The 20,428-nt window shown below is 73.2% G+C and carries 14 protein-coding genes; 10 read left to right on the top strand and 4 right to left on the bottom strand.

Going from position 1 to position 20,428, the window contains the following annotated elements; genetic code table 11:
* Nucleotides 1-95: 95 nt before the first annotated feature.
* From hemG to katG, 5 genes are all read left to right on the top strand, one after another.
* Nucleotides 96-1,550 (top strand): protoporphyrinogen oxidase, encoded by a 1,455-nt coding sequence (gene hemG / locus BCD48_RS36120; RefSeq protein WP_071052895.1) that lies wholly within the window; start codon nucleotides 96-98, stop codon nucleotides 1,548-1,550.
* A 136-nt stretch (nucleotides 1,551-1,686) separates the two neighbouring features.
* A complete protein-coding gene (hemQ, locus tag BCD48_RS36115) occupies nucleotides 1,687-2,340 on the top strand; it encodes a hydrogen peroxide-dependent heme synthase (RefSeq protein WP_241842270.1) in 654 nt (217 codons plus the stop codon).
* 1,668 nt (nucleotides 2,341-4,008) lie between these two features.
* Nucleotides 4,009-5,469 (top strand): sugar transferase, encoded by a 1,461-nt coding sequence (locus BCD48_RS36110; RefSeq protein WP_071052894.1) that lies wholly within the window; start codon nucleotides 4,009-4,011, stop codon nucleotides 5,467-5,469.
* Between the two features lie 63 nt (nucleotides 5,470-5,532).
* Nucleotides 5,533-5,973, top strand: a complete 441-nt coding sequence (locus BCD48_RS36105) for a Fur family transcriptional regulator (RefSeq protein WP_071052893.1) — start codon at nucleotides 5,533-5,535, stop codon at nucleotides 5,971-5,973.
* A 24-nt stretch (nucleotides 5,974-5,997) separates the two neighbouring features.
* On the top strand, nucleotides 5,998-8,241 hold the full coding sequence (gene katG / locus BCD48_RS36100) for a catalase/peroxidase HPI (RefSeq protein WP_071052892.1): 2,244 nt from the start codon (nucleotides 5,998-6,000) through the stop codon (nucleotides 8,239-8,241).
* A 255-nt stretch (nucleotides 8,242-8,496) separates the two neighbouring features.
* Here the strand turns inward: katG and cysC are convergent, their stop codons facing one another.
* Nucleotides 8,497-10,230: an adenylyl-sulfate kinase gene (gene cysC / locus BCD48_RS36095; protein WP_083419728.1), complete on the bottom strand. Its 1,734-nt coding sequence runs from the start codon at nucleotides 10,228-10,230 to the stop codon at nucleotides 8,497-8,499.
* 223 nt (nucleotides 10,231-10,453) lie between these two features.
* Between cysC and BCD48_RS36090 the strand changes: the two genes are divergently transcribed.
* Nucleotides 10,454-11,224 (top strand): 3'(2'),5'-bisphosphate nucleotidase CysQ, encoded by a 771-nt coding sequence (locus BCD48_RS36090; RefSeq protein WP_198543537.1) that lies wholly within the window; start codon nucleotides 10,454-10,456, stop codon nucleotides 11,222-11,224.
* Nucleotides 11,225-11,546: 322 nt separating this feature from the next.
* Nucleotides 11,547-12,128 (top strand): YceI family protein, encoded by a 582-nt coding sequence (locus BCD48_RS36085; protein ID WP_071052891.1) that lies wholly within the window; start codon nucleotides 11,547-11,549, stop codon nucleotides 12,126-12,128.
* A 223-nt stretch (nucleotides 12,129-12,351) separates the two neighbouring features.
* On the opposite strand, the gene BCD48_RS36080 is transcribed toward BCD48_RS36085, so the two are convergent.
* The gene (locus tag BCD48_RS36080) at nucleotides 12,352-12,984 is read right to left on the bottom strand and encodes a TetR/AcrR family transcriptional regulator (protein WP_071052928.1); all 633 of its coding nucleotides are present in this window, start codon (nucleotides 12,982-12,984) and stop codon (nucleotides 12,352-12,354) included.
* A 108-nt stretch (nucleotides 12,985-13,092) separates the two neighbouring features.
* On the opposite strand from BCD48_RS36080, the gene BCD48_RS36075 reads away from it, so the two are divergent.
* Nucleotides 13,093-14,871 (top strand): MFS transporter, encoded by a 1,779-nt coding sequence (locus BCD48_RS36075; protein ID WP_241842266.1) that lies wholly within the window; start codon nucleotides 13,093-13,095, stop codon nucleotides 14,869-14,871.
* Between the two features lie 222 nt (nucleotides 14,872-15,093).
* Entirely contained in the window at nucleotides 15,094-15,282 is a 189-nt protein-coding gene (locus tag BCD48_RS36070) for a hypothetical protein (RefSeq protein ID WP_071052890.1), read from the top strand.
* 243 nt (nucleotides 15,283-15,525) lie between these two features.
* On the opposite strand, the gene BCD48_RS36065 is transcribed toward BCD48_RS36070, so the two are convergent.
* Nucleotides 15,526-16,947: an ATP-binding protein gene (locus tag BCD48_RS36065; RefSeq protein ID WP_274536619.1), complete on the bottom strand. Its 1,422-nt coding sequence runs from the start codon at nucleotides 16,945-16,947 to the stop codon at nucleotides 15,526-15,528.
* Between the two features lie 313 nt (nucleotides 16,948-17,260).
* On the opposite strand from BCD48_RS36065, the gene BCD48_RS36060 reads away from it, so the two are divergent.
* A complete protein-coding gene (locus tag BCD48_RS36060; protein WP_241842265.1) occupies nucleotides 17,261-18,322 on the top strand; it encodes an ATP-dependent DNA ligase in 1,062 nt (353 codons plus the stop codon).
* A 211-nt stretch (nucleotides 18,323-18,533) separates the two neighbouring features.
* On the opposite strand, the gene BCD48_RS51705 is transcribed toward BCD48_RS36060, so the two are convergent.
* Nucleotides 18,534-20,428, bottom strand: a 1,895-nt coding sequence (locus tag BCD48_RS51705; RefSeq protein ID WP_157910603.1) for a hypothetical protein, incomplete at its 5' end; no start/stop codon positions are given.

Here is a 20,428-nt window from a genome sequence, read left to right as displayed (position 1 = left end):
GCCCCCGCGAGCGCCGCCGGCCGCGGGGTGCGCGACATCGACGAGCCCCCGCGCCCCCGCGGGCTCGTCCCAGGTCGCGGAGGGAGCGTTCCAGCGTGCGAGTAGTGATCGTCGGCGGGGGCATCGCGGGGCTCGCCGCGGCGCACGCGCTGGCCGGCCGGGCCGAGGTGACCGTGCTGGAGGCCGGCGACCGGGTGGGCGGCAAACTGCGCACCACCCCGCTCGAGGGGCTCGACGTCGAGGAAGGCGCCGAGTCGTTCCTGGCCAGGGTCCCGGAGGGGCTGCGACTGGCCCGCCAGGTCGGCCTCGGCCACGACATCGTCCACCCCGAGACCACCTCGGCGTCGCTGTGGATCAACGGCCGGCTGCGGCCGATCCCACCGAACACGCTGCTCGGGGTGCCGACCGACGCGCTGGGGCTGATCCGTTCCCGGGTGCTGTCCCCCTGGGGGCTGGTGCGCGCCGCCGCCGACCTCGTGCTGCCGCGCGCGAAGATGCCGGACGACCCGACTGTCGGCGACTATGTCGGCGCCCGGGTCGGCCGCCAGGTCGTCGACCGGCTGGTCGACCCGCTGCTCGGCGGCGTCTACGCCGGCCGGGCCGACGCGCTGTCGCTGCGCGCCACCGTCCCGCAGCTCGTGCCGATCCTGGCCGAGGACCGCTCGCTGCTGCTCGGCGCCCACCGGGTGCGGGCCCGCACGGCGCCGGCAGCCACGACGGTGCCGTCGCCGGTGTTCGCCTCGGTGCGCGGCGGGCTTGGCGCCTTCGCGGCCCGGGTCGCCGAGGCCAGCGGCGCGACCGTGCTCACGGGGGTGCTCGCGCGCCGGCTCACCCAGGTGGAGGGCGGCTGGCGGGTCGACTTCGACGAGTCCGGGCCGGCCGCCGACGCCAGCCCGGATGCCGTGGCGGTCGGGCCGCGCGGACGAGGCTCGCTGGACGCCGACGCGGTGATTCTCGCGGTCCCGGCCGGGGCGGCGCGCGAGCTGCTCGGCCCGGTCGCGCCGCGGGCCGCCGCGCCGCTGGCCGGCGTGCCGTACGCCTCGATCGGGCTGGTCACGCTCGTCTACCGCGACGTGGACCTGCCGGCGGGCAGCGGCTTCCTGGTGCCGGCCCGGGAACGTGCCACGATCAAGGCCGCGACCTACCTGACGTCGAAGTGGCCGCACGTGTCCGGGGGCGGTCCGCTGCGGGTGGTCCGCGCGAGCGTCGGACGGGCGGGCGCCGACCAGGACCTGCGCCGCTCCGACGTCGAACTCGCCGGTGTGGTGGCCGCGGAGATCGCGCACGCCGCGGGCCTGCCCGCGCGCCCGGTCGCGAGCCGGGTCAGCCGGTGGGGCGGGGCGCTGCCGCAGTACCTGCCGGGCCACCTGGAGCGGGTCGTGATGGTGCGCCGGGCGCTGCCACCGGGGCTGGCGGTCGCCGGCGCCGGCTATGACGGGGTGGGCATTCCCGCCTGCATCCGATCCGGTGAGGCGGCGGCGGTGGCGGTGCTGCGGTCCGAGACAGATGCGGTCGGCGCGGTGAGCCGTTCCGCGAGCGAGGAAGAATAGACGTATGTCGTCCACCCAGCCTTCGTCCACGTCGCAGCCGGAGACCTCATCCCAGCTGGAGACCACGTCGCCGCGGCAGGAGCCCGGCGCCCAGCACGGTGAGACGGCGAAGTCCGCCCGCGACCTGAACGCGGAGATGCTCTACACCAGCTGGTCGGTGTTCGCCGCCCGGCGGCCGCTGCCGGCCGACCGGCCCGCCGTCGCCGCCGAGGTGGACACGCTGCTCGACGGCGCGCTCGCCAAGGACGTCTACACCCGGGGCATCTATGAGATCTCCGGCTACCGCGCCGACGCCGACATCATGATCTGGTGGACGTGCCCCGACCCGGACCTGCTGCAGGAGACCTACCAGCGGTTCCGCCAGACGACGCTGGGCGCGCACCTCGCCCCGGTGTGGTCGGCGGTCGGCCTGCACCGGCCGGCCGAGTTCAACCGGAGCCACATCCCGGCCTACGTCCGCCGTGAGGACCCGCGCGACTACATCTGCGTCTACCCGTTCAACCGCTCGCTGGAGTGGTACCTGCTGCCCGACTACGAGCGGCGCGGAATGCTCGCCGAGCACGGGATCATGGGCCGGGAGTACGAGGACGTGCGTGCCAACACCGTCTCCGCCTTCGGCCTCGGCGACTACGAGTGGCTGCTCGCCTTCGAGGCGGACCAGCTGCACCGGATCGTCGACTGTATCCGCCACCTGCGCGCCAGCGCCGCCCGCCGGCACACCCGGCTGGAGACGCCCTTCTACACCGGCGCCCGCAAGCCCGTCTCGGACATCGTCGCCGCCCTGCCCTAACTGTGTTTCTGGTTCGCTCCGTCCGGGCAGCGCGCTCCGGCCTCGTACTCGCTTCGCTCCCACGAGACCTCCGCGCGCTGTCCTCCTCCGCTCACGGGCGCTGCGGCGACCTCCGCTGCGGCCCGCCTACTTCGCTTCGCTCGTAGGCAGGCCTCCGCGGAGGTGCGCCTCCGCGCCCAGCGCGGTTGCGTTCCGCTGTGGCGACACCAGTCCGAAGACGAGCGCGTTCGCGGGGTCACTTCGCTTCGCTCGTAGGCAGGCCTCCGCGGAGGTGCGCCTCCGCGCCCAGCTCGGTTGCGTTCCGTCGTACGTCACCAAGCCGAGGCCGCACCTCGGGCGGGCCAACTCGCTTCGCTCGTGGCACGTTTGCGGGACGTCTCTACGAGCGGAGTGAAGTGGGGCGCCGCGTGGGTGCCGCTTCGGACTGGTGACGATCAAGCGCGAAGCACCCACGCCTGCGCGGAGGCCCGGCCACGAGCGAAGCGAAGTGCCCCCGCAAGAGGGCTGTGGTCTCTCGCAACGTCCGAGCGGTTCGCGACTGAGCTGGCGCGGAGGCGTGCCTGCGCGGAGGCCCGGCCACGAGCGAAGCGAAGTGCCCCCGCGAACGCGGTCGTCTTCGGACTGGTGACGTCACAGCGGCCCGCAACCGAGCTGGCGCGGAGGCGTGCCTGCGCGGAGGCCCGGCCACGAGCGAAGCGAAGTGGTCGGGCCGCAGCGGAGGTCGCCGGAGCGCACGTGAGCGCAGGAGGACACGGCGCGGAGGTCCCTTGGGAGCGAAGCGAGTAAGGGGCCGGAGCGCCGTGCCCGCACGGAGCGAACCATCAACAAGGTGGGGTCGACGTCCGCCTGGGCGCCCCCACCCGTCCGACGGACGCCGACCGCTCTCACCCTGGCCGTCATGGCGGCCGGGGGCCTCGCCCCGGGTCGCCACCCCGGGTTTCGCGGACAGTAACACCTCGACGTCGTTGTGTAACTCACTGTCGAGGTGAGCGTTGGGTGGCGGCAGGGCGATGGCCTCACCGACCGCGAATGGTGGCGAGCCTTCGGTCGGCCGCGTCGGGCCAGTGGTGCATTTCGTCATAAAGGCATGCCATCGCGCGTGGCACGTTCGTCCATTGATGACGGTCATCGGTCGGATGGCGCGTTCTGCCACGTGGGGGCGCTGGTCGGGCAATCGTCAGGGACGGGTAAGTTTGCCCGCGTGACCACGGTCTGGTGGTCTCCTACGCCCCCGCGCCGGCCCAGTCGCCGCGGCGGGACGTGGGAACGCGGCTCGCCGCGGTGCGCGCCAAAGGGGAGCGCTCGAGCATGGGTGTGTCCGCGCGGTGAGGCGTGGGGGGAGCCGGTGGAGTCGCCCACCGCGGAGGAGAACGTGCTGACGCTGCAGGGGTGTGCGGCGCGTCGGCGTGCGGGCGGCGCGCGGTGACGGCGACCTTTCCGGGCGGCCATGGCCCGGCCGCCGCGCCGGGCGGGGTTCCGCGTGCCCGGGTGCCCCGGGCCGGTGGGCAGACCGTCGGCGGACCGGTGCCCGGCGGGCGAGTGGCCGGCGGCCCACCGGGTGGCGCGCCAGCCAGCGAGGGAGGCGTCAGAGCGCCCGCTGGCCGGCGGGAGGCCAGTCCGCCCCGGCAGGCGGCGCCGCCCAGCCATGCCCCGCGACGCGGCCAGACCATGCCGCCGGGCGGCTACCGGGCCCAGCTGTACTGGGAGCGCCGCTATGTCCGGGTGCTGATCGCCTTCGACGCCGCGGCTTGTGTGGTCGCGGCCGGCGTGGCGTACGTCATTCGGTTCGGCGGCTTCCTGCACTTCGAGACGCCGGCCGTGACACCACGGTGGTACCTGCTCGCGACGGTGCTGCTGCCGCTGGTCTGGATCGTCTCGATGTCGTTGAACCGGGCCTACGAGCCGCGGTTCCTCGGCGGCGGCTCGGAGGAGTTCCGACGGGTCGTCAACGCCGCGGTCCGGGTCGTCGCGACCGTCGCGACCGTGTCCTACGCGACCAAGGCGGAGATCGCCCGCGCCTACGTGCTGGTCGTCTTCCCGGTCGCGATCGTGCTGACCGTGGCCGGCCGGATCGGCGGGCGCGGCCTCCTGCACCGGATGCGCCGGCAGGGTCGCTGCATGCACCGGGTGCTCGTCGTCGGCGCCGGCGAGTCGGCGGCGTCGCTGGTCCGGCTCGCGCAGCGCGACCCGACAGCCGGGTGGTCGGTCGTCGGCGTCGTGCTGGACCGCTCGCCCGGCCGGCACAGCAGCGACCGTCCCGAGCGCAGCGGCTTCGACCTGCTCGGCGTGCCGATCGTCGGCACGTCCGAGTCGCTGCACACCTCGATCAGGGCGACCCGGGCCACCACGGTCGCGATCTCCCCGCAGGTGGACGGCGAAACCCTGCAGCGGATGCTGTGGAACCTGGAGGGCTCGGACGTCGAGGTGCTCGTCTCGTCGGCGCTGACCGACGTCGTCGGCCCGAGGATCTCGATCCGGCCGGTGGCGGGCCTGCCGCTGCTGCACATCGAGGAGCCGGAGCTGACCGGCTCGCGCCGGGTCATGAAGATGCTCTTCGACCGGGCGGTGGCGCTGGCCGTCGTCCTGTTCTTCTCCCCACTGCTGCTCGGGCTCGCGCTCGCGGTCCGGCTCAACAGCCGCGGCCCGGCGATCTTCAAGCAGGTCCGGGTCGGCCGGGGCGGCCAGCCGTTCAAGATGTACAAGTTCCGCTCGATGTACGTCGACGCCGAGGCGCGCCTGGTCGGGCTGCGGACGAGCAACGAGGGCCAGGGCCTGCTGTTCAAGATGCGCGACGACCCTCGGGTGACCGGGGTCGGGAAGTTCCTGCGCAAGTGGTCGCTCGACGAGCTGCCGCAGCTGTTCAACGTCCTCAAGGGGGACATGTCGCTGGTCGGCCCCCGCCCGCCGCTGCCGAGCGAGGTCGCCGAGTACGAGGGCGACGTGCACCGCCGGCTGATGGTCAAGCCCGGCCTCACGGGCCTGTGGCAGATCAGCGGCCGCTCCGACCTGGCCTGGGACGAGTCGGTCCGCCTCGACCTGCGCTACGTCGAGAACTGGACGCTGGCCATGGACTTCGTGATCCTCTGGCGCACCGTCTTCGCCGTCCTCCGTCGCGAAGGCGCTTACTGAGACTGTGGAACGGGTTCCAGTGTTTTCTTGACAGGTTCAAGAAAACGGGGGAGTGTGGCTGCCATGGCCGCCGCCTTGGACTTCCAGCAGATGCTGCGAGGGGCCGGTCTGCGTGTGACCCGTCCTCGGATGGCGGTGCTGGGCGCGGTGTTCGCCCACGCACACGCCGAGACGGACTCGATCATCGGCGCCGTGCGCCGCGAGCTGCCCGAGGTGTCTCACCAGGCCGTCTACGACTCGCTGCACGCGCTGACGGCCGCGGGGCTGGTCCGGCGCATCCAGCCGGCCGGCTCCGTGGCCCGCTACGAGTCGCGGGTCGGGGACAACCACCACCACGTCGTGTGCCGCTCCTGTGGCGTCATCGCCGACGTCGACTGTGCCGTCGGCGATGCGCCATGCCTGACCGCGTCCGACGACCGTGGCTACTCGATCGACGAGGCCGAGGTCATCTACTGGGGCCTGTGCCCGGCCTGTTCCGCCGGGCGTGCGCCTGAACACCCCTGACCAGCGAGGCTCGGGAGGAGTCCCATGTCCGAGAACCAGGAGACAGTCGCGCCCGCCGCTGACACGCCCGCCACCGACACGGAGAGCGGCGGAGGCTGCCCGGTCGTGCACACGCGTGCCCAGCACCCCACCCAGGGCGGTGGGAACCGCGGCTGGTGGCCGAACCAGCTCAACCTGAAGATCCTTGCCAAGAACCCCGCGGTGGCCAACCCGCTCGGTGAGGAGTTCGACTACGCCGAGGCGTTCACGTCCGTCGACCTCGCCGCCGTGAAGAGCGACATCGCCGAGGTGCTGACGACGTCGAAGGACTGGTGGCCGGCCGACTTCGGCCACTACGGCCCGTTCATGATCCGGATGGCGTGGCACGCCGCGGGCACCTACCGCATCGACGACGGCCGCGGGGGCGCCGGCACCGGCCAGCAGCGGTTCGCGCCGCTCAACAGCTGGCCGGACAACGGCAACCTCGACAAGGCCCGCCGCCTGCTGTGGCCGGTCAAGAAGAAGTACGGCCAGAAGATCTCCTGGGCCGACCTGATGGTCCTCGCCGGCAACGTCGCCCTGGAGTCGATGGGCTTCAAGACCTTCGGCTTCGCCGGCGGCCGTCCGGACGTCTGGGAGCCGGAGGAGGACGTCTACTGGGGCCCCGAGTCCGTCTGGCTCGACGACGAGCGCTACAGCGGCGACCGGGAGCTCGAGGAACCCCTGGGCGCGGTCCAGATGGGCCTCATCTACGTCAACCCGGAGGGCCCGAACGGCAACCCGGACCCGCTCGCCGCGGCCCGCGACATCCGCGAGACGTTCCGCCGGATGGCGATGAACGACGAGGAGACGGTCGCCCTCGTCGCCGGCGGCCACACCTTCGGCAAGACGCACGGCGCCGGCCCGGCGGAAAGCGTCGGCCCCGAGCCCGAGGGCGCCCCGGTCGAGCTGCAGGGCCTCGGCTGGAAGAGCTCGTACGGCACCGGCAAGGGCGGTGACGCGATCACCAGCGGCCTCGAGGGCATCTGGACGAACACGCCGACGACGTGGGACAACAGCTTCTTCGAGATCCTGTTCGGCTACGAATGGGAGCTGTTCCAGAGCCCCGCGGGCGCCAACCAGTGGCGGCCGAAGGATGACGCCGGCGCCGGCACGGTCCCCGACGCCCACGACCCGTCGAAGACGCACGCGCCGACGATGCTGACGACCGACCTCGCGCTGCGCCTCGACCCGGTCTACGAGCCGATCTCGCGGCGCTTCAAGGACAACCCGGACGCGTTCGCCGACGCGTTCGCCCGGGCCTGGTACAAGCTGACCCACCGCGACATGGGGCCGATTCAGCGCTACCTCGGCCCGGAGGTCCCGGCCGAGGTGCTGATCTGGCAGGACCCGGTCCCGCCGGTGACGGGCGAGCTCGTCGACGCCGCGGACGTGGCCGCCCTCAAGGGCCAGATCCTCGCCTCGGGCCTGACGGTCTCCCAGCTGGTCTCCACCGCCTGGGCGTCGGCCTCGACGTTCCGCGGCGGCGACAAGCGCGGCGGCGCGAACGGCGCCCGGATCCGCCTCGAACCGCAGAGTGGGTGGGAGGTCAACGAGCCCGACCAGCTGGCCGTCGTCCTGCGCACCCTGACGGGGATCCAGGAGACCTTCAACGTGGCCGGTGGCCGGCAGGTCTCGCTCGCCGACCTGATCGTGCTCGCCGGTGGCGTCGGCGTCGAGCAGGCGGCGAAGAACGCCGGTTTCGAGGTCGAGGTCCCCTTCACGCCGGGCCGCACCGACGCCTCGCGGGAGCAGACCGACGTCGAGTCGTTCGTCCCGCTCGAGCCGAAGGCGGACGGTTTCCGCAACTACCTCGGGAAGGGCAACGGGCGTCTGCCGGCCGAGTTCCTGCTGGCCGACCGGGCGAACCTGCTGACCCTCTCCGCCCCGGAGATGACCGTCCTCGTCGGCGGCCTGCGCGTCCTGGGCGCGAACTACCAGCAGTCGCCGCTCGGCGCGTTCACCACGGCCCCTGGGGTGCTGACGAACGACTTCTTCGTCAACCTGCTCGACCTGGGCGTCACGTGGACGCCGACGTCCGAGGACGCGAACACGTTCGAGGGCCGCGACGACGCCACCGGCGAGGTCAGGTGGACCGGCACCCGCGTCGACCTGGTCTTCGGCTCGAACTCCGAGCTGCGGGCGCTAGCGGAGGTCTACGGCAGCGACGACGCGAAGAAGAAGTTCGTGGACGACTTCGTCGCCGCCTGGGTCAAGGTCATGAACCTGGACCGGTTCGACCTGGCCTAATCCCGATTGCCTGGTCCCGGCCGGTTGATCCTGGCCGGCTGATCCTGGCCGGCTGGTCCGGGCCGCCTGATCCCCGTCGTCCGGGCCGGCGGCACGTGCCGCCGGCCCGGAGGTGGACGGTCTCGGACCCGGATGCCTGTCCCCTCCGCGCTCGGCGCGAGGGGGACAGGTCTCGCCCCATGATCCGGTGGATTCGTCGGAGCCCTGGCTCCGAACATCACACCGGCTCATGGGGCGTCCGTGTGTTCGGCGGGGTCAGGCCGGGAGCCAGCCTTCGGCGCGCAGGTGGGTGAGCACGGCGTCGACGGCGGCGTCGGGGGTGACCTGCGCGGTGTCGACGGTGACCTCGGCGTCGGCGGGTTCCTCGTACGGGTCGGAGATGCCGGTGAACTCGGGGATCAGGCCGGCGCGGGCCTTGGCGTAGAGGCCCTCGCGGTCGCGGTCCTCGCAGACCTCCAGCGGGGTCGAGACGTGGACGAGCACGAATCCGGCGCCGCTGGATCCGACCAGCTCCCGCACCCTCGCCCGCGCCGCCGCATGGGGCGCGATCGGCGCGCAGACGGCGATGCCGCCCGCGGCCGCGACCTCGGCGGCGACGAAGCCGATCCGGGTCACGTTGGCCTCCCGGTCGGCACGGGAGAAGCCGAGCCCCCTGGACAGGTGGGTGCGCACCACGTCGTCGTCGAGCAGGGTGACGTGCCGGTCGCCGCGCTCGAGCAGGCGGACCACCAGCAGGCCCGCGAGCGTCGACTTACCGGAGCCGGCCAGCCCGGTGAACAGGACGGCGAAGCCGCGGGCGCACCGCGGCGGGTAGGCCCGCGCCAGCTGGGCGGCCACGCCCGGCGGGGTGAGCTCCGCCGGGATCGGCCTGCCGGCGGCGAGCAGCGCGGCGAGCTCGGCGCGCCCCGGCGCGCCCAGCGCCGGCCCGGTGATGCTGCCGCCCAGGCCGTAGAACTCGGCGACGTGCGCGCGCAGGGTCACGAGCTCGGCCAGCCGGTCGGGCTCGCCGGGATCGCCGGTAGGTACGCCGAACGGCGAGGTGGCCGTGATCCCGGGCTCGCGGGGGGCGGCGAGTTCCGCGCTGGGCACGATCGGGACCAGCACCAGCAGCGCCTTCGCCGGCTGCGCGTCGGAGGCGCGCGCGGTCCGGCCCCCCGCGGCCTCGGCGCCCGCGGGTGGCGCGGCGGGACCCGGCGGGTAGAACGACACGGCCGCCGAGGTGCGGGTGGCCTCGGCGGCGATCGCCTCGCCCGCCAGCGTCGCCTCCGTCGGGCGGATCGGCGCGTCGAGCGCGTCGAGCGCCGCGCGCAGGGCGCGGACCCGCAGGTGGTGACGCGGGTCGGTCGGGTCGGCCCCTCCCACGGGCGCGAGCACCACGCACCGCTTGCCCTGCCGGGTCAGTGCCCGGACGCGGGCGATGTCGGCCGTGTGCAGCAAGCCGTCGGCCCAGACCGCCCAGGGCGCCCGCCCGCCGGGCTCGAACCAGCCGCGCTCGCGCAGCAGCGCGCGCAGCTCGCCGGGCCGCGGCCGGAGCCCCGGGTAGTCGGGATGGGGTGGGGGCCGCAGCCCTTCGACCCGGCCCGCCAGCCGCGCCTGCCCCGGCCCCACGGCGTCGGCCTCCTCGTCCCGCGCGCCGGTCCCGGCGGACGGGCGGACCAGACCGACGTGCAGCGCGGCGATCATCACCCCCTCGGGGTCGCGCAGCGCCACCGTGTCGCCCGGGGCGACATCCGCGACGGCCTCGGCCGGGACGACGAGCATCGGCATCCGCAGGCCGTCGCGCAGCGTTGACTCCGCGTACCCGGGCACCGGGCCGAAGACGCCCAGCAGCAGTAGCTCCAGGTCGGCGAGCTGGGCGAGGGTGAGCGTGAGCGATCGCCAGCCCCTGGACGCGGTGGTCAGCTCGGCGGCGCGGTCCGCGTCGACCAGCGCCAGGCGACCTGACGGATCGCCGGGCGATCCGTCAGGGGTGCGAGTGGTGGCGGACACCCCGCGACCGTAGCGGTTACGGCGACATTACGGAGCACGATCGGTGCCCGTCGCGCCGTCTCTTGTCGTGCCCTCCGGGGACGGATGGTCGGCACAGACGGACGATCGGTGCAGAATCGACGAACACCGTCCGTGGGCGGACCCACCGCCCTGCTCGCGCCCATTTCCGCGGGCTGGGCAACAGATGATTGATGGCAGCCGTCTGCCATAGAATTTGAGGGTGATGAGCATCGACAGCACCACCGAGCTGACCGACGCCGCGCTCGCGAGCCGGCTCGCCACCGACGCGGGCCGCCGGCTGCTCGAGATCCGCGACGAGGTGGGTTTCGCGGACGGCGCCGCGCTGCGCGACGCCGGCGATGCCGGCTCTCAGAAGCTGCTCGCGGCCGCCCTTGCGCACTACCGGCCGGCCGACGCCGTGCTGTCGGAGGAGGCCGTCGACGACCGGGCCCGGCTCACCGCCGACCGAGTCTGGATCATCGACCCGCTCGACGGCACCCGGGAGTTCTCCGAGACCGGCCGCACCGACTGGGCGGTCCACGTCGCTCTCTGGCAGGGAGGCGCCCTCGCCGTCGGCGCCGTCGCGCTGCCCGCGCTCGGGGTGACGCTGTCGAGCGATACCATCACCCCCCCGGCCCCGGCCGAGGCCGGGCCGCCGCGCCTGGTCGCGAGCCGCACCCGCGCTCCCAGACTGGTCACAGACGTCGCCGAGCGGATCGGTGGCGTCGTCGTCCCGATGGGCTCGGCCGGCGCCAAGGCCGCGGCGGTGATCCGCGGCGAGGCGGACGTCTACCTGCACGCCGGCGGCCAGTACGAGTGGGACTCGGCGGCCCCGGTCGCGGTGGCGCTGGCGGCCGGCCTGCACGCCACCCGCATCGACGGCTCGCCGCTGCGCTACAACCAGCCCGACCCGCTCCTGCCTGACCTCCTGATCTGCCGCCCCGGCCTCGCCGACGCGGTCCTCGCGGCGATCGGGGAGTCCGCGGCCGGCTGACCCGACAGGGCGGCCCGCGGCGTGGCGTCGTCGCGGCGAACTGCCCCGCGCCGCAGGCGAAGACCGTCCCAGGAAAGCAGCCGGGCGACCGCCTGTGACCAGGGAAACCACCCATTCGTGCCATCGGTGGCGACCGTCGGAGGTGTTATGTATACGAGAACGTATACGAGAGCTTGGATTGACCCCGAGTGGCGGCCTTTGACCGGCTAGCATCGGCCTGCGCCCTGCGGGGGATTGGTCGCGTTCTTCCGGTGCTCTGGCTGGTCGTCCCGCGCGGTCTGGTGACCCCACCTCGTCGTCCCTCACCGCACGGAGGCCCCGAATGACCGCTCCCTCGACCGCCGTGCCCGGCGTCGGCTCGCTCCCTCTCGCGGCCGGCTCGTGGACGCTGGACCCGAAATCCTCCAGCGTCACCTTCCAGGTCCGCTATCTCGGCGTCAGCAACTTCCGCGGCCGGTTTGACGAGTTCGAGGCGACGCTGACTGTCGGCGAGACGCTGGACTCGGTGTCCGTCACCGCGTCGATCGAGATGGCCTCGGTCAACACCGCGTTCGCGTTCCGCGACACCCACCTCCACGCCGCCGAGTACCTCAACGCGGTGGGCCAGCCGCACATCACCTTCGCCTCCACGTCGGTGACCGAGGGGCCGGACGGCTACGAGGCGACCGGTGACCTGACGATGAACGGGGTGACCAGGCCGGTGGTGCTGGTCGTCGAGTACTTCGGCAGCGAGACGCACCCCATGGACGGCAGCCTGCGCGCGGGTTTCGCGGCGAGCACGGTAATCCTGCGCAGCGAGTTCGGCGTCGACTTCAACGTGCCGATCGGCGTCGACAAGTTCGCCCTCGCGGACAAGGTGAAGGTGGAGCTCGACCTGCAGTTCCTGGCGCCCACCGCCTCCTGACCGCTCGGTACGCGCCCTGAGCGGGCCGCGAGAATCTCGGCCTACGGGTACCCGGTGCCCGCTGGACGCCGCGGCCGCGGCGGTGCCCGGTCGTTTTGGCGCCCGCCGCGGCCGTGACAGCCGCCCTCAGCTGGCTCCCGACGGCTTCGTCGCAGGAATTACGGGTTCCCGCTCTTCTGCTCACCCGCCGCGGGGCGCGGCGGGCTGAAACCCGACTCTGGGTTTACCTGGACGCCTGGGCGTGGGCGCGCAGGAAGGTGTCGACGCCGGCGTTGACGGCGGCGCGGACGCGCTCGTCGGAGACCGGCCGGGTGCCGTGCTCGGTGAGGTCGGCGATCTCCGCGCTGATGAGGGCGAGGAACTGGCGGGCGGCCAGCGCCGGGTCGGGCACGGTGAGGTGGCCGGCGTTGCCGAGCATCGCGAGCCGGCCGGCCAGCGCCTCCAGGATCGGGGCCGTGGCCTTGGCGCGCACCACCCGGTAGACCTCGGGGTCCCGCGCCGTCTCGGCGGCGATCATGCGCGCGAGGAAGATGGCGCACGGAGTGCGCTGGCACTCGACGAGTTTCATGCCCAGGTCACGCAGGCTGGCGAGCCACCCCTGCGTCGAGAAGTCCAGGCGCTGGATCACCTCCAGGACCTGGGCGTTCTGCTGGACGGCCGAGTCGGCCACCGACTCGCGGAACAGCTGCTCCTTGCCGCCGAAGTAGCTGTAGATCGTCGGCTTGGAGACGCCGGCTGCCGTGGCTATCGCGTCGATGCTCGCCCGCTGGTAACCCTCGTCGCCGAAGATCGGCGCCGCCGCGTCCAGGATCACCCGTCGCTTGTCCCGTCGGGCCACCCGCCGCGTGTCCACCATCGTCACGTCCTGAGTCTAGCCGGACATTGACGGACCTCGGACGTTGCCACACTAAACGGTGTGGTTTAGTTTCGTGGCATGGTAGTAAGTTCGGAGAGCGCCGACGGTATGACGACCAGCGCGCGGACGCCCGCCATCCCGCGACCGGCCGCCCCTGACAGCCGGGAAGGCCCGGACAGCCCGGGCGGTGGGCGGCGGCCCGTGCCGCCTCGTGCCGAGCCGGGCGCGGATCCCCGGCGGGTAGAGCGGCCGGCCACGCAGGTCGGCGGCCGGCCCGGTGGGCAGTCCGTCGGACAACTCGGCGGACAGCCCGAGGGAGAGCCGGGAGCGCGGAGGGACACGCGGCCGGCGGAGCGGGCCGAGGCGCCGACGGGTGCCCTGGTGGCGCTGGGGCTCGCCGCGCTGGTGGCGGTGCTCGACGGCACCGTGGTCTCGGTCGCGCTGCGCACGCTCGCGACCGACTTCGACGCCCCGCTCACCACGGTGGTCTGGACGACCGTCGGCTACCTGCTCGCGGCGGCGACAATGCTCCCGCTGCTCGGCTGGCTCACCGCCCGGTTCGGCGGCCGGGCCGTGTTCCTCGCGGGCCTTGGGCTGTTTGGGCTCGGCTCGGCGCTGGCGTCGCTCGCGTGGTCGGCCGAGGCGCTGATCGCCTTTCGGGTGGTGCAGGGCCTCGGCGGCGGGCTGCTCGAGCCGGTGGCGCTCCTGCTCACTGCCCGGCTCGCCGGCCCGGAACGGGTCGGCCGGGTGATCGGCACGATCTCGATGATCGTCAACGTCGCACCGGCGGTCGGACCGGTCGTGGGCGGCCTGCTTCTCGCGACCGGGCACTGGCAGTGGATCTTCGTGGTGAACATCCCGCTGTGCCTCGGCCTGCTCGTCGTCGCGTTTGTGTTCATCCCGGCCGACCGCCCGGCCCGCGCCGCGGTCGCTGGCGGCCGGGCCGCCGCCGGCGCGCCAGGTGCCGCCGACGCGCTGGCGGTCGCGGACACCACGGCGGTCGCGGACACCACGGCGGTCGCGGACACCGCGGGGGTCGCGGACACGGCGGCGGGCGCGGGTGTTGCGGGCAGCCCGTCGCAGGGTGCCGAGGCCGGCGGCGCGGCGCCGACGGCCGACGTGCGTGGGCTCGTGCTGCTGACGTCCGGCTACGTCGCGATCCTGCTGGCGCTGACCAGGGCGGGCCAGGCCGGCGTGGGCCTGGTCGTGGCGCTGGCCGCCGCCGTGGGGGTCGCGTTGCTCGGCGGCTACGCCTGGCATGCCCTGACTACGCCCACCGCGCCGGCCTTCGACCTGCGCCTGCTGCGCCGGCCGGGGTTCGGCGCCAGCCTCGCGGTGATGAGCTGCGTCGGGCTGCTCATGTACGGCCAGCAGTCGGCGTTGCCGATCTTCGGGGCCGAGCGGCACCACCTGCACGGCGTCGGCCAGGGCCTGCTGGTGTGCGCGCTGGGGCTCGGTCTGTTCGTCTCGATGTCCTGGGGCGGCCGGGTCAGCGACCGGACCGGGCCGCGTCCGCTGGTGCGGGCCGGCGCCGTGGTCACCGCCGCCGGTCTGGTGACCTTCGCGCTCACTCACGACAGGCTGCCGCTCGCGGCCGTGTTCGCCCTCTTCGTCGCCATCGGGCTTGGCTTCGGCGCCACGGCGGCCCCGACGTTCGCCAGCGTCTTTCGCATCCTGCCGCCCGCCGAACAGCCGCAGGGGACGACCGCGATGTTCATGGCCGTGCAGCTGTCCGCGTCGCTCGGCATTACCGTGCTCGGCCTGTTGCAGGCCAGGGCGGGCGACGACTGGCTCACCTGGCTGTTCGCCCTCATGACCGCAGCGGCGCTGGCAATGCTCGTCCTCAGCCGCCGCCTACCCGGTCGCCCCGCTGAGCCGTCAGCCTGACAGCACCGGCATCGACGGCGGTCTCACTGCGATCCAGAATCAGACCGGCGCCGTCACCCTCCAGCTGACCAACCTCCGTGGCGGCATCGTCGCCACCGTCGATGACACGGCCGCCGTTAGTTTCATAGAGGGGGAGGGGGCAGGTAGATGAGTCGGCAGGCATCGCGGCCCGGGGCGGGACGTGAGGAAAATCGCTGCGACGGGGAGTGTCTGGAGGACGGGATGACCGCGGTCCAGGTGCTGAGAATATTACTGAAGTCACCAAGATTTCTTTGTGGCGCGATGCTGGCCGCGGGCGCGGTCGTGGCCACGGAGAATCTTCAGCCCTGGCTCCTCCTGCTGGTTTTGCCTGTGACGGGCATGGCTTTGGGGATCCTGGCGGGTAAAACTTTTGGCCGCCGGAACGGCTAGCGCTTCCCTTCCCGTCCTCGCGGCCCGAAATGGTGGCGCCTTGGCGTGGCAGGCGGCGCCGCGGCGGCGGGAGGACCGACCAGGCCGAGAAGCGACAAGGCAACCGCCGCCGTTGACGGGCCGCGCGTGGGCCAACATCGGAGGGACGATGCGGACTCTCGCCAGCAAGCCCGCTCTTGACTCCTATCACCTCGGCGTCAGTCAGAGTCGCCGCCGTCATCGGTGGCCGCGTGAACGCAATGTTCAGGTCGGGGTGGCCGGCGTGTAGCGCCGCGTGGGCGACTTCGCCACTCCGATCGCGGTCACCATGCCCTGGTCGGTCAGGGCCGTGAGGGCGGCCCTGACCCGGGCGGCGGTGAGCCCGCTCGTTTCCTCGATCTCCCTGCGGGACAGCGGTCGCGCGGCCGAGCGCAGAACGTCGAGGACGAGCCGGTCTCGTTCCCCAAGGAGAGGGACGCCGGCCGTCGCGGTCGTGAGCGTGGCCGTCGGGCGGTCGGGCAGGGACGAGGCGGGGGCCTGCCGCGTCGACGGTCCGGTGAAGGTCACCTCGAACCAGGAGATGTGATCGGCGAACCGTGGAGCGGGCAGTCCGGCGGCCGCCGTCGCGCGGACCATGGCGCGGATGCCCGATGCGCGGTTCTCGCACACTGTTCTGCCCTCGCCGGGTATCTCGACGTCCTCCAGGAGCTTGAGGAGGAGGGCGTTACGGGCCGACGACAGGCCAGGCTGGCCGAGCGCCTCCAGACGGATGGCACCGAACAGACCGCCGGGGTTGCGCACCGTTATCCGGTCCGGATAGACCTCGACCTGCACCTGCGTGCCGAGCGAGTACGGGCCGAGATCGCGGTGCACGACCGCGTTGACGACCGCCTCGCGCAGCGCCTCGATCGGGTAGTCGTACGCTGTCGAGGCTCCGCCGCCGGGCGCTATGACCGTGCCGCGGCGCATCGTACGGGTGAGTTGGACGAGTGTCTCCCGCACCTGGAGCGGAACCGGGCCGTCGAATGCTCGGTTCTCGAGAAAACGGGTTCCGGTCGTGATGTCGGCGCCGTCCACGGTCGGGTACTCGACGAGCGTGATCTTCAGCTGCGGGTAAAAGTGCTGCGGTAGGCGGCCGAAGCAGAGTAGTCCGGCGAGCGAGGGCACGGGGCCGGTCTTTCCGGGCACCAGCACGCGGGTGGCCAGCAGCAGTTCATGCTCGTCGAGCGTTCGGTAGGCATACGGGCGCTGCAGCCGAAGGCGCTGGGCATACGGACCTACGATTTCCGGCATCAGGTCGTCTGGCCCGGCCTCCTCGACGGGCGCGGCGTCATCGACCGGCTGCCCGCGGGCGGCAACCAGGGCATGTACCTCCGCCGGGCCAAGCCGGTAGTCGCCGTCGCCGACCCGGACGTACGCCCCGTTGGTCAGCCCGGCGCCCCGGTAGTAGCAGGGCTTGTGGCTCCGGTCGATCTCCGCTACCTCGGCGACGACCAGCTGGGTCCCCTCGAACCCCATGATCTCGATGAGCGGCGTCAGGGGAGGGGCCATCTGGGTGCGCGCGAGGTCGGCAAGTGAGTCTCTGATCCTTTTCGGGTCGGCCACGCCGGTAGCCGCGAAGTTCTGGGCCTCGTCAAGGCCGAGGACGATGACTCCCCCACCCGAGGAATTGGAGAACGCCGACAGGACTCACGTACCGATTTCGGTAGGTCCCGCTCAGCGCGTTTGGCCTCCACCCAAGCCAGGTCGGTTCGGGCCGCGCGCAGGGCGCGCACCAGCTCGGCGAGTTCCGCGGCCAACATGGCTAAATCTTAGCGAAGCTTCGCGAGAGCTTCGCGAGAACTTCGCGAGTCTTGGGGCCAGCTTCGCGGCAGGCGCGGAGCTGGCGTCGAGGGTGTTGACATCCCCGCGGTCGCTGGGACAGCCGGGCGCGCCAGTTGCGTGCTCGTGGTGTGCTGTTCGCCTGTCGGTGGGCGATCATGGGTGGGTGGACCTTCCTGTGTTGCCTCCCGTGAAGCCGATGCTGGCGAAGGCTGTGGCGAAGATTCCCGTCGGGATGAGCTATGAGCCGAAGTGGGACGGGTTCCGGTCGATCGTGTTCCGGGACGGGGACGAGATCGAGATCGGGTCGCGGAACACGAAGTCAATCAAGAGGTACTTCCCAGAGCTGGTCGAGGCGTTCCTGGCGGGGCTGCCGGAGCGGTGCGTGCTGGACGGGGAGATCGTGGTGCCGGTAGGGGACCGGCTGGACTGGGCGGCGCTCGGGCAGCGGGTGCATCCGGCGGCCAGCCGGATCAGGCTGCTCGCCGCCGAGACACCGGCGTCGTTCGTCGCCTTCGACCTGCTGGCCCTCGGCGACACGTCGCTGGTGGACAGCCCGTTCGCCGAGCGGCGGCGGCTGCTCGCCGACGCCGTCGGCGCCACGGCGGCCACTGTCGCGGCCGTTCACGTCACGCCAACCACGACCGACGTCGACGAGGCGGCCCGCTGGTTCGAGACGTTCGAGGGCGCGGGGCTGGACGGGCTGATCGCCAAGCCGCTGGACGTGCCCTACCAGCAGGACAAACGCGTCATGTTCAAGGTCAAGCATGACCGGACAGCGGACTGCGTCGTCGCCGGCTACCGGCCGTACGCCGCCGAGCCGACCGCCGTCGGGTCGCTGCTGCTCGGCCTCTACACGGACACGGCCGACGGGGGGACGGTGCTCGCCGCGGTCGGGGTGGCGTCGGCGTTCTCGCGGGAGCGGCGCCGGACGCTCGCCGAGGAGCTCGCGCCGCTGGTCACGGACCTGGCCGGCCATCCGTGGGCGCCGGAGCGGATGGGCGACACCCGCACGCCGTGGGAGGCGGGGGAGAGCCGCTGGGGCAAGGGCAAGGACCTCTCGTTCGTGCCGCTGCGCCCGGAGCTGGTCGTCGAGGTCCGCTACGACCAGCTGGAGGGGCCCCGTTTCCGCCATACCGCCCAGTTCGTCCGCTTCCGCCCGGACCGTGACCCGGACAGCTGTACCTATGCCCAGCTGGAGGAGACCGTGCGCTACGACCTGAGCCAGATACTGCTCTGAGCCGCTGAGCTGAGCCGGCCGGCCGGCCGCTGAGCCGGCCGGCGGCCGAGCCGCTGGCTGAGCCGTCGGGCGGCCGAGCGGCTTTGCGCCGGGTCGGGCCCGCCAAAGGTTCGATGATCGGCGGCTTTGTATCTGGATCCGAACCGGGACGGCTCCCGGAACTCGGACTCGGATACAGAACTGGTGATCATGGCCGTTCGGAGGCGGTGGCTCAGTCGGTCGGGTGGGGGAGGACAGGGAGGCGGTCGTTGTTGGCTACCAGGGCGGGGCTGGCGAGCCAGCGCAGGTAGGCGGCGCGCTTGGCGGAGGACATCCGTTCCGGGGCGAGTGGGTGGTCGGCGGCGTCGAGGAAGTCGTCGAGCGGGCCGGTGATGAAGCCGTCGGCGCGTGGGTCGCCGGTGAAACGGCGGCGCCGGCCGGCGGCGTCGGTGACCTCGACGGGAATGATCGGGTCGTCGGCGCGGCGCAGCCAGACGGCGGTCGCCGACGCCACGTAGGCCGCCTGCCAGCCGGGCAGGGCCGCCGCGGCGGTCCGGGCCGAGTCGATCGCGGCCAAGGCGTCCGAGGACAGAACGGGTGTGCCGAACGGTTTGAGGTCGGCCGCCGCGGCGGCCACCGGCACACTTACCGCGAGGCCCGTGAGCGTGCCGACCGGGTCCGCAGGCTTGACCGCGCGGACGATCGCGGCGAGCTCGTCGATCACCTTCGCGGTGGCTCTGGTGTCGTCGCGCGCGTCGAGCTCGCCGCGCAGCGTGAGCTGGTCGGCGGTCCGCGCGAGCGTCGCGCCGAAGAAGGCGAACAGCGCCGACTGGCGCAGTTGCCCGAGCGCGCGCGGGCTCGCCGGGTAGGCCGTCCGGCCGTCGCCCCGGTAGCCGCGGGTCGCGGCCCACTGGGCCTGCTCCCATCGCCGCGCGACGAGCGCCGCATCGGTCGCGAGGGCACGGGCGAGCGGCCCGCCGGCGGCCAGCGCCTCGCCGAGCAGGTCCGCCCACAGCTCGGCCGGGATCCGCGCCCCGTCGGCCGGCCCCGCCAGATGCGTCGACCAGGGCCCGCCCGTGTCCGCGGCGTGACCGGAGGCCGCGGCGGCTGGCCAGGCGGTGACCAGGGCTCCGCCGGAGGTGTCGCGCAGGGCGTCGCCGGCGGGAAGCAGACCGGTCACCGAGGCGTACATCTCCTCCCGCCACACGCCGAGCACCTCGCCGATCGCGGCGCGCAGGCCGGCGGGCAGCGGCCAGGAGGTGTCCCGGTGGCGTGCCTGGTCGAGATGGGCGGCCCGATACTGATGAACGGCGAAGCCGAGCCGGGCGACGAACGTCGCGGCGCCCGCCGGGTCGGCCCGGCGTGCCTCGGACCCGCCGGCGCGCCCGGCCAGGTGGGCCCAGGCGCTCGCGACCCGCTCCGGCACACCGGCGTCGATCGGCGGCGGCAGGGCGGCCAGCCGGGAACCCGCCAGGATCGCCTCGACATGGTCGGTGGCGAAGCGCGCGACGAGCGCCGGCTCGGCGGCGATCGCGCGCAGCAGCGCGGCGGCGTAGTCTGCCCGGGCCGCAGCCGGCCCACCGCCGAACAGGCCGACGTCACGGACGGCGCCACCCGTCCCTGGGCCAGTGAGCGGGGCCGGGCGGACCCGGTAGTGCTCGCCGCGCACGTCCGTGCCGGCGAACAGCGCGTCACCAAGCAGACGCAGCGTCGCCGGGGCGAACCGGCCATGGCCGAGCAGGGGGCCGAGCAGGGTCGTCTCGGCGGCGCCTGTCTCGCCGCGCGCGTTGAACCGGGCAAGCCAGCCGGCGGTGAGCCGCCCGGCTCGGCTGAAGGTGGCGAGCGCGGCGCCGAGCGCCGCCGTCAGCGCGCCCGCGGTCTCGGCCGGCAGGCGCCTGCTGGGTGCGTCCACGACCGTGCGTGGGCCACCGTGGCTGGCGTGGACCCGCGCGCCGCGCGCGGTCGCCTCGATGACGTAGCCACCGCCGCGGACGCCCTCGGCCAGGCGCAGGACGGCGGCCAGTCGGTCGGGGCCGACCGCGTCCACGAAGCCGGCGACCAGGTCGGGGTCGTTCGCGCCGACGTCCAGCCGGGCGGCGGCGGCGGCGATCGTCGCCACATCCGGGG

Source organism: Pseudofrankia coriaricola (assembly GCF_001854805.1).
Lineage (GTDB): Bacteria > Actinomycetota > Actinomycetes > Frankiales > Frankiaceae > Pseudofrankia.
Note: the sequence above shows the minus strand (reverse complement) of the source record. Positions and strands in the feature narration are given on the sequence as shown.

Bases quoted from the DNA above. Each gene is read 5' to 3' on its own strand.
- katG (WP_071052892.1), top strand. From the start codon at position 5,998: ATGTCCGAGAACCAGGAGACAGTCGCGCCCGCCGCTGACACGCCCGCC.
- BCD48_RS36105 (WP_071052893.1), top strand. From the start codon at position 5,533: ATGGCCGCCGCCTTGGACTTCCAGCAGATGCTGCGAGGGGCCGGTCTG.
- BCD48_RS36080 (WP_071052928.1), bottom strand. From the start codon at position 12,984: ATGGTGGACACGCGGCGGGTGGCCCGACGGGACAAGCGACGGGTGATC.
- hemQ (WP_241842270.1), top strand. From the start codon at position 1,687: ATGCTCTACACCAGCTGGTCGGTGTTCGCCGCCCGGCGGCCGCTGCCG.
- BCD48_RS36090 (WP_198543537.1), top strand. From the start codon at position 10,454: ATGAGCATCGACAGCACCACCGAGCTGACCGACGCCGCGCTCGCGAGC.
- BCD48_RS36070 (WP_071052890.1), top strand. From the start codon at position 15,094: ATGACCGCGGTCCAGGTGCTGAGAATATTACTGAAGTCACCAAGATTT.
- BCD48_RS36110 (WP_071052894.1), top strand. From the start codon at position 4,009: ATGCCGCCGGGCGGCTACCGGGCCCAGCTGTACTGGGAGCGCCGCTAT.
- BCD48_RS36085 (WP_071052891.1), top strand. From the start codon at position 11,547: ATGACCGCTCCCTCGACCGCCGTGCCCGGCGTCGGCTCGCTCCCTCTC.
- BCD48_RS36075 (WP_241842266.1), top strand. From the start codon at position 13,093: ATGACGACCAGCGCGCGGACGCCCGCCATCCCGCGACCGGCCGCCCCT.